General features: G+C 66.2%; 16 protein-coding genes and 1 riboswitch. Of the genes, 8 read left to right on the plus strand and 8 right to left on the minus strand.

Annotated features, from left to right (window positions below):
* Positions 1 to 5: 5 nt before the first annotated feature.
* Positions 6 to 779: an ABC transporter ATP-binding protein gene (locus BSY17_RS12875; RefSeq protein ID WP_069065800.1), complete on the minus strand. Its 774-nt coding sequence runs from the start codon at positions 777 to 779 to the stop codon at positions 6 to 8.
* On the minus strand, positions 773 to 1,786 hold the full coding sequence (locus BSY17_RS12880) for a FecCD family ABC transporter permease (RefSeq protein WP_037472461.1): 1,014 nt from the start codon (positions 1,784 to 1,786) through the stop codon (positions 773 to 775). Before BSY17_RS12880 ends, BSY17_RS12875 begins: the two co-directional genes overlap by 7 nt.
* Before the next feature lie 53 nt (positions 1,787 to 1,839).
* Between BSY17_RS12880 and BSY17_RS12885 the strand changes: the two genes are divergently transcribed.
* Positions 1,840 to 2,676 carry an ABC transporter substrate-binding protein gene (locus BSY17_RS12885; RefSeq protein ID WP_069065801.1) on the plus strand — a complete coding sequence of 279 codons (837 nt, stop codon included), beginning with the start codon at positions 1,840 to 1,842 and terminating at the stop codon, positions 2,674 to 2,676.
* A gap of 76 nt (positions 2,677 to 2,752) precedes the next feature.
* On the opposite strand, the gene BSY17_RS12890 is transcribed toward BSY17_RS12885, so the two are convergent.
* Complete coding sequence (locus BSY17_RS12890) at positions 2,753 to 4,630, minus strand: TonB-dependent receptor plug domain-containing protein (RefSeq protein ID WP_069065802.1); 1,878 nt, start codon at positions 4,628 to 4,630, stop codon at positions 2,753 to 2,755.
* Between the two features lie 205 nt (positions 4,631 to 4,835).
* Positions 4,836 to 5,065, minus strand: a riboswitch (cobalamin riboswitch).
* A gap of 89 nt (positions 5,066 to 5,154) precedes the next feature.
* Positions 5,155 to 6,090: a ribose-phosphate pyrophosphokinase gene (locus BSY17_RS12895; RefSeq protein ID WP_069065803.1), complete on the minus strand. Its 936-nt coding sequence runs from the start codon at positions 6,088 to 6,090 to the stop codon at positions 5,155 to 5,157.
* Positions 6,091 to 6,224: 134 nt separating this feature from the next.
* Here BSY17_RS12895 and BSY17_RS12900 point away from each other — a divergent pair, with 134 nt between their 5' ends.
* From BSY17_RS12900 to BSY17_RS12920, 5 genes are all read left to right on the plus strand, one after another.
* Positions 6,225 to 7,886, plus strand: coding sequence for an NAD+ synthase (locus BSY17_RS12900; protein WP_069065804.1), 1,662 nt, complete (start codon positions 6,225 to 6,227; stop codon positions 7,884 to 7,886).
* Between the two features lie 131 nt (positions 7,887 to 8,017).
* The gene (gltX, locus tag BSY17_RS12905) at positions 8,018 to 9,346 is read left to right on the plus strand and encodes a glutamate--tRNA ligase (protein WP_069065805.1); all 1,329 of its coding nucleotides are present in this window, start codon (positions 8,018 to 8,020) and stop codon (positions 9,344 to 9,346) included.
* A gap of 88 nt (positions 9,347 to 9,434) precedes the next feature.
* Positions 9,435 to 9,722, plus strand: coding sequence for a CopG family ribbon-helix-helix protein (locus tag BSY17_RS12910; protein ID WP_069065806.1), 288 nt, complete (start codon positions 9,435 to 9,437; stop codon positions 9,720 to 9,722).
* The gene (locus BSY17_RS12915; RefSeq protein WP_069065807.1) at positions 9,719 to 10,033 is read left to right on the plus strand and encodes a type II toxin-antitoxin system RelE/ParE family toxin; all 315 of its coding nucleotides are present in this window, start codon (positions 9,719 to 9,721) and stop codon (positions 10,031 to 10,033) included. The genes BSY17_RS12910 and BSY17_RS12915 overlap by 4 nt, the downstream gene beginning before the upstream one ends.
* A gap of 88 nt (positions 10,034 to 10,121) precedes the next feature.
* Positions 10,122 to 10,832 (plus strand): imm11 family protein, encoded by a 711-nt coding sequence (locus BSY17_RS12920; protein ID WP_069065808.1) that lies wholly within the window; start codon positions 10,122 to 10,124, stop codon positions 10,830 to 10,832.
* 568 nt (positions 10,833 to 11,400) lie between these two features.
* Here BSY17_RS12920 and BSY17_RS12925 read toward each other — a convergent pair.
* The 4 genes from BSY17_RS12925 to hemC form a co-directional block, all read right to left on the minus strand.
* The gene (locus tag BSY17_RS12925) at positions 11,401 to 12,150 is read right to left on the minus strand and encodes an esterase/lipase family protein (RefSeq protein WP_069065809.1); all 750 of its coding nucleotides are present in this window, start codon (positions 12,148 to 12,150) and stop codon (positions 11,401 to 11,403) included.
* Positions 12,151 to 12,260: 110 nt separating this feature from the next.
* On the minus strand, positions 12,261 to 13,130 hold the full coding sequence (locus tag BSY17_RS12930; protein WP_069066961.1) for a hypothetical protein: 870 nt from the start codon (positions 13,128 to 13,130) through the stop codon (positions 12,261 to 12,263).
* A 28-nt stretch (positions 13,131 to 13,158) separates the two neighbouring features.
* A complete protein-coding gene (locus BSY17_RS12935; protein WP_069065810.1) occupies positions 13,159 to 13,845 on the minus strand; it encodes a uroporphyrinogen-III synthase in 687 nt (228 codons plus the stop codon).
* The gene (hemC, locus tag BSY17_RS12940; RefSeq protein ID WP_069065811.1) at positions 13,842 to 14,768 is read right to left on the minus strand and encodes a hydroxymethylbilane synthase; all 927 of its coding nucleotides are present in this window, start codon (positions 14,766 to 14,768) and stop codon (positions 13,842 to 13,844) included. Before hemC ends, BSY17_RS12935 begins: the two co-directional genes overlap by 4 nt.
* A 44-nt stretch (positions 14,769 to 14,812) precedes the next feature.
* Here hemC and tsaD point away from each other — a divergent pair, with 44 nt between their 5' ends.
* Entirely contained in the window at positions 14,813 to 15,847 is a 1,035-nt protein-coding gene (tsaD, locus tag BSY17_RS12945; protein WP_069065812.1) for a tRNA (adenosine(37)-N6)-threonylcarbamoyltransferase complex transferase subunit TsaD, read from the plus strand.
* On the plus strand, positions 15,844 to 16,815 hold the full coding sequence (locus BSY17_RS12950) for an NAD(P)H-dependent glycerol-3-phosphate dehydrogenase (RefSeq protein WP_069065813.1): 972 nt from the start codon (positions 15,844 to 15,846) through the stop codon (positions 16,813 to 16,815). Before tsaD ends, BSY17_RS12950 begins: the two co-directional genes overlap by 4 nt.
* The last annotated feature ends 5 nt before the right edge of the window (positions 16,816 to 16,820 follow it).

Below are 16,820 nucleotides of genomic sequence, written 5' to 3' on the forward strand. Positions count from 1 at the left end.
CATGGTCAGGCGCGGTCGAGCGGGGCGACCAGCGGCGGCGTGGCGGCAAGGTCGATGCGGCTGGTGATGCCATAGACGGCACGCAGCCGGTCCTGCGTCAGCACATCGTCCGGCGTGCCATCGGCGACCAGCCTGCCGCGATCGAGCAGCAGCAGCCGGTCGCAATAGCGCGCCGCCATCGAGAGGTCGTGCAGCACGGCGATGACCAGCCCGCCCGCCCGCGCCTCCCGCGCCAGCAATTGCATGACGTCGATCTGATGACCGGGGTCGAGCGCGGCGAGGGGTTCGTCCACGGCAAGGCCGGGCGCACCCACCGCCAGTGCGCGAGCCAGCATGACGCGCGCGCGCTCGCCGCCCGACAATTCGGTGGCGATCCGGTCGGCGAGATGGGCGACATCGGTGCGGGCCATCGCCGCGACGATGGCGTCATGGTCCGCCGCGCCGATGCGCGACATCGGGCCAAGATGGGGCAGGCGGCCGAGCGCAACCAGCCGCTCGACGCTGAGCGGCCAGTGCAGCGTCTGGCCCTGCGGCAGATAGGCGATGGCGCGGGCACGGTCGCGCGGCGGCAGGGAGGCGATGGCGCGGCCGTCGATCGTCACGCGGCCCCGCGTCGTATCTATGAGGCCGAGCATGGCCCGCACCAGCGTCGATTTGCCCGCGCCATTGGGGCCGATAATGCCGATCAGCGCGCCGGGCGCGAGCGTTGCGTCGATGTCCTGCAGCACGGCGCGGCGGCCGAGGTTGGCGCACAGCCCTTCGATGCGGATCGTCACCATGTCCGCCGCTCCCGCAACAGATGGAGCAGGAAGATGGGCACGCCGAGGAAGGCGGTGACCACGCCGAGTTTCAATTCGCTGGTGGTGGGGATCAGGCGGACGAGGATGTCGGCGGCGACCAGCAGGATCGCGCCGCCCAGCAGCGAGGGGAGCAGGATGGCGGACGGGCTGCGATCGGTCAGCGGGCGGACGAGATGGGGGACGATGAGGCCGATGAAGCCGATCGAACCGGACACCGACACCGCCCCGCCCACGCCGATCGCAACGCCCAGCAGCAGGCGGGTGCGGGTACGGCGCAGATCGACGCCGAGCGAGCGCGCGCCATCCTCGCCCAGCGTCAGCGCGTCGAGCGCGCGCCGGTCGATCAGCAGCAGCGCGCCGCCGACGATCACGCAGGGCAGGACGATCCAGACATGATCGATCGACCTATTTTCAATCGACCCCATCAGCCAGGTCATGATCTCCATCGCGGCAAAAGGATTGGGCGACAGGTTGAGCGCCAGGCTGATCCCCGCCCCGGCGAGCGTCGATACGGCGATGCCCGCGAGAATGAGCGTCAAGGCGCTTTCCGCGCGCCCGGCGAGGGTGAAGAGCAGCAGCAGCGCGATCAGCCCGGTGGCGATCGAAAGCAGCGGCAGCATCGCCGGGTGCCAGCCCGCCACGCCGAAATAAATGGCGGCGACCGCGCCCAGCGCGGCGGCATTGGACGCGCCCAGCACCGAAGGCTCGGCCAGCGGATTGCGCAAATAGCCCTGCAGCACAGCCCCTGCCAGCCCCAGCATCGCCCCGACAAGCAGGCCGATGAGCGTGCGCGGCAGGCGCAGGTCGAGCAATATGGTGGTTGCGACCGGATCGCCATGGCCCATGACGACGGCCAGCAGCCGGTCGAGCGAAAGCGTCACCGGGCCAAGCCGCAGCGACGCGACCGCGACGATCACCACCCCGGCGATCAGCAGCGGCATCAGCGCACGATGGCGCGGCGCGGGCGGTTCATGGGTCAGGCGCATGGGGTCCGATCGGGCTTGCTTGTGTCACGGCACCGGGGCGTTATGGAAGCGCGATGATGATCTTGCGCTCGCTTGCCCTTGCCACCTGCCTGTTGTGCCTTGCCTTGCCCGGCGCGGCGGCCGAGCGGGGTGGCGCTGCGCCCCAGCGGCCGCAGCGCATCGTGTCGCTGAACCTGTGTTCCGATCAACTGGTGCTGGCGCTGGCCGACCGGGGGCAGATTGCCGGGCTGACCAGCAATGTGCGCGATCCTGAGATGTCGGCGGCGGCAGAGGCGGCGCGCGGCCTGCCGATGCTGCGCGGTACGTCGGAGGAAGTGCTGGCGGCGCGGCCCGATCTGGTGATCGGCCTGCCCGCGCGCGGCCATCCGGCGCTCGCCCCGTTCAAGCGCCTGCCCTTCCGCACGCTCGACCTGCAATCGGCGGAAAATTACGCCAGCATCTTGGCCTCGATCCGGCAGGTGGCGCAGGCGGTGGGGCATCCGGCGCGCGGCGAGGCGCTGATCGCGCGGATGGAGGCGGATCTGGCGCGGCTGCCCCGGCCCGCGCGCGCGCCGGTTGCGGCTTATTATCAGCGGCGCGGCTATCTGACCGGATCGGGCACGTTGATCGATGATCTGCTGGTGCGCACGGGCGTCACCAATCTCGCGACCCGCTTGGGCAAACCCGCTCTGTCGCAGATGAGCCTGGAGGAGATGGTGGCGTCGCAGCCCGATTATCTGATCATCGAAAGCGCGACGCAGAAAGTGACCGATCAGGGCACCGAAATGCTGCACCATCCCGCGCTGCGCAGCATCCCGCGCATCGCCATTCCGCAGGCGTGGACGGTGTGCGGCGGCCCCGCCTATGTGCAGGCGGCGCAGGCGATCGCCCGCGCGGTCAAGCCGCGCTGACCCTTCCCCGCCAACGACCCGGCCTTGGCCAAGCGCAGCCTGCCTTACGGGGTCTGATGGCGGGGACGGGATCATATCAGAAGCTCAGGCGCACGCCGCCATAGGCTGACAGGCCGAGCGTCTGGGTGCCGTAGCTGACCTGATACCATTTATCGAACAGGTTGATGACGCGGCCATACAACTCGACCCGGTCGGTGATGCCGTAGGAGGCGAGCAGGTCGACCACCGTATAGGCCTGGGTCGCGCCGCCAAAGCCCGACGCGTCGCCGTCATGATAGCGGACCCGCGCGGTCATCGATGCGCGTTCGGCCGGGGTCAGGATGACCGATGTGGTGCCGGTATAGCGCGGGCGGCCGCTGTTGACATAGGTGCCGTCCATGTCGCTATCCAGCTCATGGTCGGTATAGCCATAGGTCTGGCTGAGACCGAGCCAGGGGAGCGGCTGGGCGGTGACGCCGACTTCGATCCCCTCCGCGCGGGTGCGGCCGAACTGGCCATAGCCGCCAAAGGGCGGACGGCTGCCGTCGAAATTAATCTCGTTCGTCTTGCGGGTGAAGAAATAGCTGACCTGCGCCGTCAGCCCTTCGGCCAGCGCGAGGTCGAAGCCGATGTCGCCGCCCCGGCTGGTCTCGACTTCAAGGTCTGGATTGCCATAGGTGGGGTCGAACAATTGATAGAGACCCGGCGCCTTGGCCCCGGTGCCATAACTGGCGCGCAGCTTGAGCGCGCCCAACGCATAAGCCAGCGTGCCGCGATAGGTGTCGAACGTGCCGAAGCGGCTATTGTCATCGACCCGCGCCGCGCCGGTCAGCGTGAGGCCGTCGACCGGCCGCAGCGCGATTTCGGCATAGGCCGACCGCGTGTTGACGCGGGCGGGGAAGGCACCGGAAAAGCTGGTGATCTGCGTGGTCTTCTCCCGCTCATAATTGCCGCCTGCGGCGAGGCTGATCGGGCCGGTCCCGCCATAGGCGAGCGCCAGGGTCAACTCGTCTTTGGTGCCACGGAACAGGTCGCCTTCGGCCCGGTTCCAGGTGCCGAAATAGCGGCGGCGCGCGGCGTAGCGGCTGGCGGTCAGGTCAGCGGTGAACTGGCCGTCCAGGCTCTTGTAGCTGGCCTGGCCCGCGGCGGCATAGTCGCGTGTTTTGGCGGTATCGTCGCTGTCGGACGTCGTATTGTCGAGATCGCTGAAGGCATCGAACCAATAGCCGATCGCTTGCAGCGACAAGGTTTCGGTCGCCTGATAGCCGACCCGGCCGCTAAAGCCGTAGCGGCGATATTCGTCCTTTTCGGTGGCCGACCCTGCGGGGCTGGCGGTGCGGGGATCGGCGAGCGAGGGGCCGTCATGGCGATAGCCGGTGGCGGTCAGGCGGAAATCGAGCGCCCCGCTCTTGCCCAGCAAGGATGCGCCGCCGCTGCGCATGCCATAGGAACCGGCTTCGGCTTCGGCATTGACCTGCAGCCCCTCTTCGGTCGCGCGCTGGGTGATGATGTTGATGACGCCGCCGACCGCGTCCGACCCATAGAGCGAGCTTTGATTGCCGCGCAGAATTTCGACCCGGTCGATGTCGCGGCTGGTCAGGTGATCGGCCTGGAACTGGGTGCTGATCGCGCTGGGATCACCGAGCTCAATGCCGTCGATCAGCCAGAGAATCTCATTATTGTTCGATCCCCGGATGCGGACGCTGGTCAACTGGCCGGGCCGGTCGGCCGTCGTCTGCACGCCGGGCGCGTCCTGCAATATGTCTTTCAGGAAGAGGATCTGGTTGCGCTGAATATCGGCACGGGTGATGATCGACACCGCGCTGCCGATTTCGCGCGCTTCGCTGGTGACGCGCGAGGCGGTGACGATGATGGGGGTGCTGTTGCCGCTCAGGTCCGAAATCTGTTCGGGGGCCTGGGCGAAAACGGGGCTGGCAGCGCTAAGCGCCAGCAGGGATATGCCGTGTTTAACCATATATAGTCTCCTCCCGCGCCGAGCGATATCGGGCGGTGGAGCATGTCGATGATAGGCGCATGGCCCGCCGATCGACGGCCGACGCAGGGCGACGAACCGGCGCATATATAGCCCAGCGTCCCACGACGGTTGCGGCCCCGGCCGCCTTCCTGTCGTCGCTCAGACGGAGAGTTACCGTGCCGCGGCCATCCCCTGGACCAAGGCAAGAGCGACCAGAACGCCGGCAGGTCTCCTGGCTCACGGGTCATGGCGTCATGTACGACCTTCCCAGACGTTTGACGGTCCAGTGGCTGCTTCCTTCGAAGAGGAAGCTATGTACATCACGCTCACCGCTTACAGTTGCAGGGACAGCTGCGGCTTTGGATGGTGTGAGCCATCCGCACCGCCTTCCCTTTTAAGCCTCGATCAAGAGGCACCGGCGCGATCTTTGCCCGTTGCGCTCAAGCGAGCGCTACGGACGGCAGCCCGATAGCGGGCGGCACGGCATCACGCAAGGCGGCAATTGCCGCCCCGGCTTCATGCTGTCAGTCGAACAGGCTGGACACCGAGCTTTCATCGGCAATGCGCTTGATCGCTTCGCCCAGCAGCGGGGCGATGGGCAGGTGGCGGACCTTCTTGGCGGTGTTGACCGCCTCGGTCCCCTGGATCGTGTCGGTAATCACCAGTTCCAGCAGGTCGGACGCATCGACGCGCGCAACCGCCCCGCCCGACAGCACGCCATGGCTGACATAGGCGACGACATCCTCGGCCCCGGCGGCCTTGAGCGCGGAGGCTGCGTTGCAGAGCGTGCCCGCCGAATCGACGATATCGTCGATCAGGACGCAGAAACGCCCGGCGACATCGCCAATGATGTTCATCACTTCCGATTCGCCCGCGCGCTCACGGCGCTTGTCGACGATCGCGAGCGGCGCGTTGTCGAGCCGCTTGGCCAGCGCCCGCGCGCGCACCACGCCGCCGACGTCGGGCGACACGACCATCAGGTTGCGGTCGCCAAAGCGCGCCTGAATATCCGCCGACATGGCCGGCGCACCGAACAGATTGTCGGTCGGAATGTCGAAGAAGCCCTGGATCTGGCCCGCATGCAGATCGACCGACAGGACGCGGTCGGCGCCCGCCTTGGTGATCAGATTGGCGACCAGCTTGGCGCTGATCGGGGTGCGGGGGCCGGGCTTGCGGTCCTGCCGGGCATAGCCGAAATAGGGGACGACGGCAGTGATTCGCTTGGCTGACGCGCGTTTCAGCGCATCGATCATGATCAGCAATTCCATCAGATTGTCGTTGGTGGGATAGCTGGTCGATTGCAGCACGAACACATCTTCGCCCCGGACATTTTCGTGGATTTCCACGAACACTTCCTCATCGGCGAAGCGGCGGACGCTGGCGTCGGTCAGGGGAATTTCGATATAGTCGGCGATGGCGGCCGCGAGCGGCTTGTTCGAATTGCCGGTCATGAGCTTCATGGCCAAAACCCCCTGAAATGAAAAGGCGTGACGAATTGATGACGCTGGGTGAAACGCCGCCCCTGTAGCGGCGCGGGCTCGCGGTGGAAAGGCGCTTTTGCGCCAGCCGGAAAAATGCATTAGGGGCCGCGTCCATGACCGACAAACTCGTGATCGCCCTTGCCCAGATGACCCAGTCGGTGGGCGACCTTGCCGCCAATGCCGACGCGATGCTGGAATGGCGGGCGCGGGCGATGGATGCGGACCTGATCGTCTATCCCGAATTGCAGCTGATCGGCTATCCGCCCGAAGATCTGGTATTGAAGCCCGCGCTGGTCGAACGCGCCAATCAGGAACTGGACCGGCTGGCGCAGGCGACCGGCGATGGCGGCCCGGCGATGCTGGTCGGCACCGTGGTCGCGGCGCAGGGCGTGTTGTTCAACGTCGTCGCGCTGCTGGAAGACGGCGCGGTCACCGCCATCCGCCAGAAGCGCGAGCTGCCCAATTACGGCACCTTCGATGAAAAGCGCCTGTTCGCGCCCGGCCCGCTGCCTGCGCCCATCGACTTCAAGGGCGTCAAGATCGGCGTGCCGATCTGCGAGGACATCTGGTTCCCCTTCGTCACCGCGCATCTGAAGGCGCAGGGCGCGGACCTATTGATCAGCCCCAATGGCAGCCCGTATGAGGTCGACAAGGATGACCGCCGCACCAATGGCGTCGCGGGGACGCGCGTGCGCGAGACCAATCTGCCGCTTGCCTATCTCAACCGCGTCGGCGGGCAGGATGAACTGGTGTTCGACGGCGCCTCCTTCGTGATGAACGCCGACCTGTCGATCGCGCACCAGCTGCCCGACTGGGACGAGGCGCTGGTGCTGACGACATGGGAGAAGCAGGCGGGGCAGTGGGTCTGCCTGCCCGGCGATCGCCATGTCCTGGATGACCGGCCCGCCGACATCTACAATGCGATGGTGCTGGGCCTGCGCGACTATGTGAACCGCAACCGTTTTCCCGGCGTCGTGCTGGGCCTGTCGGGCGGGATCGACAGTGCGCTATCGGCCGCCGTCGCGGTCGATGCGCTGGGCGCGGACCGGGTGTGGTGCGTGATGATGCCCTCGCGCTTCACCAGTCAGGAGAGCCTGGACGATGCCGTCGCCTGCGCGCGGCTGCTGGGCGTGCGTTATGACAGCATCCCCATCGAACCGGCGGTCGGCGCGTTCGACACGATGCTGGGCGAGGTGTTCGCGGAGCGCCAGCGCGACCTTACCGAAGAGAATATCCAGTCGCGCATCCGGGGCGTGACGCTGATGGCGCTCAGCAACAAGTTCGGCCACATGCTGCTGACCACCGGCAACAAAAGCGAGATGTCGGTCGGCTATGCCACCATCTATGGCGATATGGCGGGCGGCTATTCGGTGTTGAAGGACGCCTATAAGACGACGGTGTTTGACCTCTGCCGTTGGCGCAACGAACATGTTCCGACGCTGGGCGAAGGCTTTGGTCCCACCGGCCCGGTGATGCCGGAGCGGGTGATCAGCAAGCCGCCCAGCGCCGAACTGCGCGCCGACCAGCGCGACGACGACAGCCTGCCGCCTTATGAAGTGCTGGACCCGATCCTCTACGGCCTGGTCGAGGAGGAATTGTCGGTCGAGCAACTGGTCGCGCGCGGCTTCGAGCGCGAGACCGTCGCGCGGATCGAGCGGCTGCTCTATGTCGCCGAATATAAGCGCCGCCAGTCGCCCCCCGGCGTGAAGCTTGGCACCCGCAATTTCGGCCGCGACCGCCGCTATCCGATCACCAATGCGTTTCGCACGCTCTAGCCAATGCAAAAGTCCGTTCGTCCTGAGTAGCCATTGAGCTTGTCGAAATGGCGTATCGAAGGATGCTTCGATACGGGGCTTCGACTTCGCTCAGCCCCTACTCAGCACGAACGGGTTAGGACCAGATATCCATGACCGTCATCACCCGTTTCGCGCCGTCCCCCACCGGCCATCTCCATGTCGGCAATATCCGCGCCGCGCTCCACAACTGGCTGTTCGCGCAAAAGTCCGGCGGGCAATTCCTGCTGCGGCTGGACGATACCGACCTCGAACGCTCGCGCCCCGAATATGCCGATGCGATCCGCGCCGACCTGCAATGGCTCGGCCTGAGCTGGGACGCGGAGGCCAAACAGTCCGAACGGTTCGCGCTGTATGAAAGCCGGTTCGAAGCGCTGCGCGCGGCGGGCCAGGTCTATCCGGCCTATGAAACGCAGCAGGAACTGGAATTGCGGCGCAAGGTGCTGTTGGGGCGCGGGTTGCCGCCGGTCTATGATCGCGGCGCGCTGAGCCTGACGCCGGACCAGATCGCCGCCTATGACGCCGAGGGCCGCCGCCCGCATTGGCGCTTCAAGCTGGACCATGAGCAGCCGATCGTCTGGACCGACCTCATCCGCGGCGAACAGCGGTTCGACCCCAAATTACTGTCCGATCCAGTGATCCGCCGCGCCGATGGCAGTTGGCTTTATATGCTCCCGTCGGTGATCGATGACATCGACATGGGCGTCACCCACGTCCTGCGCGGCGAAGATCATGTGTCCAACACCGCGACCCAGATCCAGATGTTCGCCGCGCTCGGCGCACCGCTTCCCGCCTTCGCGCATGAGGCGCTGCTGACCGGGGCGGAGGGCAAACTGTCCAAGCGGCTGGGGTCGCTGGGCGTCGCCCATTTCCGCGAACTGGGGCTGGAGCCCATGGCGATCGCATCGCTGCTGGCGCGGCTCGGCAGCAGCCAGTCGGTCGAGCCGTTCGCCGACATGGCACCGCTGATCGACAGCTTCGATTTCACCCATTTCGGCCGCGCGCCCGCGCGCTTCGATGAGGCAGAACTGGCGGGGTTGAACCAGAAGATCGTGCATCTCCTGCCCTATGACGCGGTCGCCGCGCGGCTACCCGACGGCATGGACGCCCCGGCATGGGACGCGATCCGCCCCAATCTGGAGACGGTGGCGGGCGCAGCCGACTGGTGGCGGATCGTCACCGGCCCCGTCGATGCCCCCGCGCCGGACTCCGAAGACCAGGCCTTCCTGATCGCCGCGCACCGCCTGCTGGCCGAGCTGCCCTTCGACGCGGCCATCTGGCGCACGCTGACGGAGGCGCTCAAGGGCGAAACCGGCCGCAAGGGCAAGACCCTCTTCCTCCCCCTGCGCCGCGCGCTGACGGGCCTCGATCACGGCCCGGACATGAGCCTGCTGCTGCCGCTGATCGGCCAGGACGAAGCGCTGCGCCGCCTCCAGCCCTGAGGGGCGTTGGGATGCAGATATAAAATCCTCCCCTACAACGGGAGTTGTGTTACCATGTACTAACCTTGTAACACATGGAGATGGCGGCATGGGCGAGTCCACCTTTACCTTCCGGGTCGATGATACCCTTAAAAGCGCCTTTGCCGACGCGGCGAAGGCGCATGATCGCACCGGAGCACAACTCATCCGCGATTTCATGCGCGACTATGTGGCGGGCGAACGCCGAGCGGCTGACCATGACGCATGGTTCCGGGAGCAGGTGCAGGTCGGGCTGGATTCGGCCAATGCCGGACGTCTGGTCTCTGACGACGACGTCGAACAGGAAGCGGAGGCATGGCGGAACGAGACGCGGGCTAGGATGGCTGGCAGGGCGTGAAGCTCGCCTGGACGCTTGAGGCAGGCCAAGACCGGCGGCACATACGCACCTACATCGCCAAGGAAAATCCAGCGGCCGCCCTGACGCTGGATGCATTGTTCACGAAGAAAGCGCGCAATCTGGTCAACCATCCCGCAATCGCACGCCCAGGCCGTGTGACAGGGACATACGAGCTAGTGGTGCATCGCAACTATATCCTGGTTTACGATGTCGCCGACGATCTGGTGCGCATCCTGCGCTTGCTCCATGCGCGCCGCCAGTGGCCGCCGATCGCTGGCATCACGGATCAAGCGGAAACCCCGAATGAATGAGCGGATTTCACCTGATTTTCGGGCATATGCGATCAGCGAGGCCATATCTTAAGAATATTCTGCTCTCTGCCGAAGATGGAGGGCATTGATGGCTTGGTTTTTCTCGACGGAATACAAGGATCGCGACACCGGAACGGATTGGACACCGGAAGTCGAGCGTATTGCATCCGAGCATGAGCGATTCCGCGCGATCGGCGCTCAACTGGCACAAGACATTGAAGCTCGTTACTTGGCGGGGCCGCGTGATCGCAATTCCCCCGGCTATCCTTGGTTTGGTTCGAGCGACGTTCCGCGAATGCTCGATGGCTGGCCTTGGCAAATCCCCGACCGGCCTTTTGTCGACCAATTTAAAGAACAACAGGGCGATTTGGTCGATATTGTCAGCACCAGCTTTACAACCTACGCAATTTCACAACGCGTTATCGACATGATCGAAGCGATTGAGCCAAATGTGCATCAGTATCTGCCCTATCAGATGCTACAGCCCGACAGCAGCGTTCATCCCGATAAACGCTGGCTGCTGAACGTCTGCACCCGCGCCGAAGTAGTCGATATTGAGCGGTCGAATGTGCAATGGGCGAAGCCGCCTAGCGATCGGTGGTTCATCGACGCTCCGGGCGAGCGTCGTTTGCTTGTGAAGGCGAAGGAAGCTCGATCCCGCGCGATTTGGTCTGAGTGGCGATATAATGGCGCTCAGACCACCCTGATTAGCGACGCACTATGGAACGCCCTCCAAGCCTCCGGCGTGCGTGGCTGGCAACCGCATTTTGCGTATTCGCGGCACATAGAGGAAGTCTAACGGCTACCGGCAATCACATGATAGGCGTCAGGAAGCGATGAAAATACCCATTAATCGCGCCATTCTCCAGATTGCGCGGCCCTTCATCCTACTCACTTGTCCGAGAAATACTGCCGGATGGTAAAAATGCCCCGGAAACCCGAAAGCATGGTTTTCCGTCACCATAGCATCTCCACTATCGGCCTATGCCTGTTCGAAACCCGATATTCCGCAAACGACCCATTTAATGCGAAACCTATCTGATCTGATGCGCGCGCCCAATCCTATTCCCCTTCCAAAATAGGATTTCCTCTGATCTATCCTTGTCGATGGACCAGCACATTCTTCGCGCCCGCGCCCTCCAACGGGCAATCGCCAACCCCTCACATCCTTGTGACCCACCTGTCGCGTTCCCGTCGCGTGGGTGGCGCGTCACCGTGACTTTACAGGCGCGTCGGTGGAGCGTGGCCGGTGCGTCGGCAGCACTTGCACGCCACTATTCCCGCAAAAAGAGACGGAAAAGCGTATCCTACAACGGTGTGAACTTGCGCCCTGTGACCCTGCCGTCGCGCCGCGACGTCTGGACGCCTTATGCGCGCATCGACTCCAGCGCCTTGGCGACGCCCAATATGCCTTCGGGCGCGGCGGCAAAGCCCATATGGGTACAATCGACCTCGATCGCCTTGTCGCGTTCGCCGCTACGGCCCTTGGCGCATTCGGGCAGGATCACGCCATCGCGCTGCGACCATAATGCGACCGTGGGCACCGGCGGTTTGACTTCGCGGGTGCAGGGGAAGGGCGGTTTATCGACCGGGAAGCCTGATACGAGCTGATAGAGCCGCCAGGCATGATTGGCGCGCGGGTCACCGGAAAAGGGCGTGCCCAGCGTCACCACGCCGCCGACCTTGTGCGTCGCATATTTGGCATATTCGCGCGCATACAGGCCGCCGAGGCTCCAGCCGACGAGCGTCACCGGCCCGCCGCCTGCACGCCGAATGGCATCGACACGGCGGTCGATCTGGTCGAGGCTGCCGGGTTTCGGCCCATAATTGCGGCCCATCGCCCAGTCATGCGCGGCATAGCCCGCTGCGGTCAAAATCTGCCGCATGGCGTCCATCCGCCGTTCGGACGCGAGCAAGCCGGGGATCAGCAATATGGAACGACCATCGCCCTTGATCTGCTGCGCCAGCGCGTCCGCCTGCGCCTGGGTCCGGGCAAGGTCACGGGGAAGCGACAGGTTGCCGAGCAGATGCGACAAGGACGGCCGCACCGGCGCGGCTGGCCCCGATGCGAAACGATCTTTCCAAAAACTGCTGACGGTTTGAGCGTAAGGTGGCACGAAAACAAGAATCCCAGGCCCATTCGGGCAAAGATGACGTTATCGTGACAAACACTGCGCGCGTCTATTGGTTTCGTCTTATGAGACGAACGGTTCGTCGCTGTTATGGTTCAGGGCGTTGGAGTGACCGGGGTGACGGGCGCGGGATCAACGGCCTGCAAAGGGCGCGGTTCCAGGATCGCGGCGGTTTCGATGAGGTCCAGCGCGCGCCGGGCCTCCAGATAGCGGCGCGCAAATTGCAGCCAGCGATCGGCGGCGGCGCGGCCGGGCATCCGCTCCACTTCGGCCAGCGCCGCGCTCACCCGCCCGCCGTCGAGATAGCGCACGGCCCGCTCCAGCGCGGCCTGGGGCCGGGGGGAGGGAGTCGAAGCCTTGCGAATCGTCACCAATTCGCGCGCTTCATGGGCGATGGCATCCCACCAGTCGCTTTCCACCGGCGGCGTGGTCAATCGATCGCTCAGGTCAGTGAGGCCGACACGCAAATCGGCCAGCGTCACCGGTTCGCGCGCGGCATTGATGATGGTGGCGACGGCGCGCGGCTGGGCCTGGCCGAAACGGGAGCGCAACTGCGCCTCGATATAGCCGAGCGGCCCGCCATTATCGAGCGCGCGGCGCGCGGCAAAGGCGATCAGCAGCCCTTCGGCACGGGCGGCATTGCCCGATGCGGCCTGCGCCTCGACCGTAATGCGGGTCAATCGTTCGTCGAGCGCCGCGACCCGCGCGTCGAGCATCTGCGCGCTGCTGGCGGTCAGCGCGCCCGGCGCTACGGTCGGGGATGGGGTGCCGACCTGCGGCACGACGGCGACGGGTCGGGCCGACTGTCCGTTCCAGCGCTTCTGAATCTGTGGCCAGGCCCAGGCGGTCAGCGCGACGCCGATCAGGAAGGCGAGCAGCATCAATGTCACCAGCGGCAGGGTGCTGCGCCGACGGGCAGGGGGCGGGGTTACGGGGATACTCCTATCGCCGTCCGCGTCGTGCATGCTGACCCTTTCGCCTGTCATTGTCCTGTCATTCGCACAAAGAAAGGGCGAGGGCCAGCATGTCGTCATCGACCGGCTGGTGCGGCGCGGAAAGGCTGGCCCAGCCGCTGCCGCAAGTGGCCAGCGCGGCATGGCTGATCGCTACGATATGCAGCGCGCTCCGCTGGTCGAGCGGGATGCGTTCGGCCAGCCGCTCGCCTGCACGCGGCGAATGGATGAGCAGGATAGCGCCGGGTGTGGCGTCACGCAGCAGCGCCGGGTCGGGCGGCAGGCTGGTCATCGTATAGACCGCGATCCGGGTGAGGCGCAGCGGCCCGGCCTCCATCGGCGCGACCATGGTGCCCGCCAGATGCAGGACAGTGCGATGACCATCCGCCCCGATCCGGGCGGCAATGGCGCTGGCGTCGCCCTCGCCACAGGTCACGTCGACAAAGCCCGCTTCCTGCAACGCCGCCGCCGTCGCCGCGCCGACAGCATAGGTCGGGAGCGCGCGATACGCGGCCAGTCGCGCTCCGGCGAGCCGCACCGTATTGGCACTGGTCAGCAGCAGCGCGTCGAATCCGTCGGCCGGGGGCGCGGCCCAATCAAGCGGCAACGGCGCGAACAGCGGATGGCACAGCACGTCGAAGCCCAGGCGCGCGGCTTTGTCCGCCGTCCTGCCCGCCGCCGGTTCGGGGCGCAGGATGATGAGCCGTCTCGCCCCTCGAACCCTCACCCTTCGAACAAGGCCCGCAGCGCCGGGCTGGCCTGCTCCAGCAGCGCGCGGCCGATTGCCTGCGCCACCACATCGTCGCCGCGCGCCAGCCATGTTTCCTGGGCCACCGTTTCCTGCCCGTCGGGGCTGATGATCTCGGCGCGCAGATATAGCCCATCGCCATCTACCACCGCCAGCGCGGCGATCGGCGAATGGCAGGTGCCACCCAGCGCCTTCAACACCGCACGCTCGGCGGCCACGGCATCGGTCGTGTCGACATCGCTGATAACGGCCAGCACTTCGAGCAGTGGCGCATTGTCGGCCAGCGCTTCGATCCCCACCGCGCCCTGCGACGGGGCGGGCAGCATCGTGTCGATCGGGATGGTCACGCCGACATCGCTCTGGTCGAGCCGGTCTAGGCCCGCCGCCGCCAGCAGCGTGGCATGGACTTCCCCCGCCGCCAACTTGGCGAGGCGGGTGGCGACATTGCCGCGAAACAAGGTGATGGTAGCGTCGGGGCGCAGCCGCATGACCTGCGCGGCGCGGCGCGGCGAACTGGTGCCGACGACCGGATTGGCGGGCAGCGCGTCGAAACTGTCCACCCCCACCAGTTTGTCCCGCACATCGGCGCGCGGCAGCATCGCGGCGATCTGGAAGATGGCGGGGCGGATGGTTTCGACATCCTTCATGCTGTGGACGGCGAAGTCGATCTCCTGCGCGACCAATGCGCGTTCCAGTTCCTTGGTCCACAGCGCCTTGCCGCCAATATCGGCAAGCGCTTGGTCCTGGATCCGGTCGCCGCTGGTCTGGACGGTGACGATCTCGATCGCATCCTCCCCCCAGCCATGGGCGGTGATAAGCGCATGGGCGGTCATGTGCGCCTGGGCCAGCGCAAGCGGGGAGCCTCTGGTGCCAAGGCGCAACGGTCGATCGGACAAATACATATGCGGCTTGCTCTAATGACCACGGGCTTTAGATGGAAGCGGCAATGACAATCATCCTTGGCCTGGAATCGAGCTGCGATGAAACCGCAGCGGCGCTGGTGACGGCCGACGGGCGGATATTGGCCCATCGCCTGGCGACGCAGGAGGAGGCGCATCGCCCCTATGGCGGGGTCGTGCCCGAAATCGCGGCGCGCGCGCATGTCGAGGCGCTCACGCCCCTGATCGCGGCGGCGCTGGCGGATGCGGAAATGACCTTGGCCGATGTCGATGTGATCGCCGCGACCGCCGGGCCGGGGCTGATCGGCGGCGTGATGGTGGGGCTGGTGACGGGCAAGGCGCTGGCCCATGCGGCGGGCAAGCCCCTGATCGCGGTCAACCATCTGGAGGGCCACGCACTCTCGCCGCGCCTCGCCGATCCGACGCTGCAATTTCCGTACATGCTGCTGCTGGTGTCGGGCGGCCATTGCCAGATTTTGCTCGTGCGCGGGCCGGGTGATTATGCCCGGCTGGCGACGACGATCGACGATGCGGCGGGCGAAGCGTTCGACAAGACCGCCAAGCTGTTGGGGCTGGGCTATCCCGGCGGGCCGCTGGTCGAAAAGGCGGCGGCGCAGGGCAATGCCAAGGCGGTGCCGCTGCCCCGCCCCCTGGTCGGCACGGCCGAGCCGCATTTTTCCTTCGCAGGTCTTAAAAGCGCAGTGATGCGCGCGGTCCAATCCGGGCACTATTCGACGCAGGATATTGCCGCGAGCTTTCAGCAGGCGGTGATCGACTGCCTGATCGACCGCACCCGCCGCGCGCTGGGGTCGGGCGAAAGCGTGACGGCGCTGGTCGTCGCCGGGGGCGTCGCCGCCAACCAGGCGATTCGCGGCGCGCTCGAAGCGCTGGCGGCGGAGCATGACCTGCCCTTCGTCGCGCCGCCGCTCTGGCTTTGCACCGACAATGCGGCGATGATCGCCTGGGCCGGGGCAGAGCGCTATGCCGTGGGGCTGGTCGATGATCTGACCTTCCCCGCCCGGCCGCGCTGGCCGCTCGACCCGGCGGCGGAAAAGGCGCGCGGAGCGGGAGTGAAGGCATGAAGGCGGGCGTCATCGGAGCAGGAGCCTGGGGCACGGCGCTGGCGCAATTGCTGGCCGCCGATGGACAGGCGGTGCGGCTATGGGCGCTGGAGGCCGAGGTGGTCGACGCGGTCAATGGGGCGCAGGAAAATCCGCTCTATCTGCCTGGCATCCCGCTCTCGCCTTCGATCGCCGCGACCCGCGCGATGGCCGACATGGCCGATTGCGATCTGTTGCTGGTGGTCAGCCCCGCCCAGCATCTGCGCAGCGTCGTGGCGCAGGCACCCGCAGGCGTCCCGCTGCTGCTCTGTTCCAAGGGGATCGAGGCGGGCACCAGCCTGCTGATGTCGGAAGTCGCGCAACAGGCGCAGCCCCGGTCGCCCATCGCCGTCCTGTCCGGCCCGACCTTTGCGCATGAAGTGGCGCGCGGCTTACCGACCGCGATTACGCTGGCCTGCGAGGATGCGGTGCTTGGGCAGCGGCTGGCTGAACGGATCGCCCGACCGGCTTTCCGCCCCTATCTGTCCGACGATGTGATCGGCGCGGAGATTGGCGGGGCGGTCAAGAATGTGCTGGCGATCGCCTGTGGCGTGGCCGATGGCGCGGGGCTGGGCCTCAACGCGCGGGCGGCGCTCATCAGTCGCGGTTTTGCCGAAATGACGCGCTTTGGCCTGGCGCGCGGCGCGCGGGCGGAGACGCTGGGCGGGCTGTCGGGACTGGGCGATCTCGTCCTCACCTGCTCCTCCACCAATTCGCGTAACTTTTCGCTGGGCAAGGGGCTGGGCGAGGGACAGGCCGCCGCCGACCTGCTCGCCAACCGCCGCACCGTGGCCGAAGGCGCGTTCACCGCACCAGTGTTGCGCGCCGCGGCGCACGCGGCAGGGGTCGAAATGCCGGTGGTGGATGCGGTGTGCGCGCTGCTGGCCGACGCCGTGCCGCTCGCTCAGGTCATCGACGCGCTGCTCGCGCGTCCGTTGCGTCCCGAATAGCCGCC

Origin of the sequence: Sphingobium sp. RAC03 (assembly GCF_001713415.1) — a bacterium.
Taxonomy (GTDB): domain Bacteria; phylum Pseudomonadota; class Alphaproteobacteria; order Sphingomonadales; family Sphingomonadaceae; genus Sphingobium.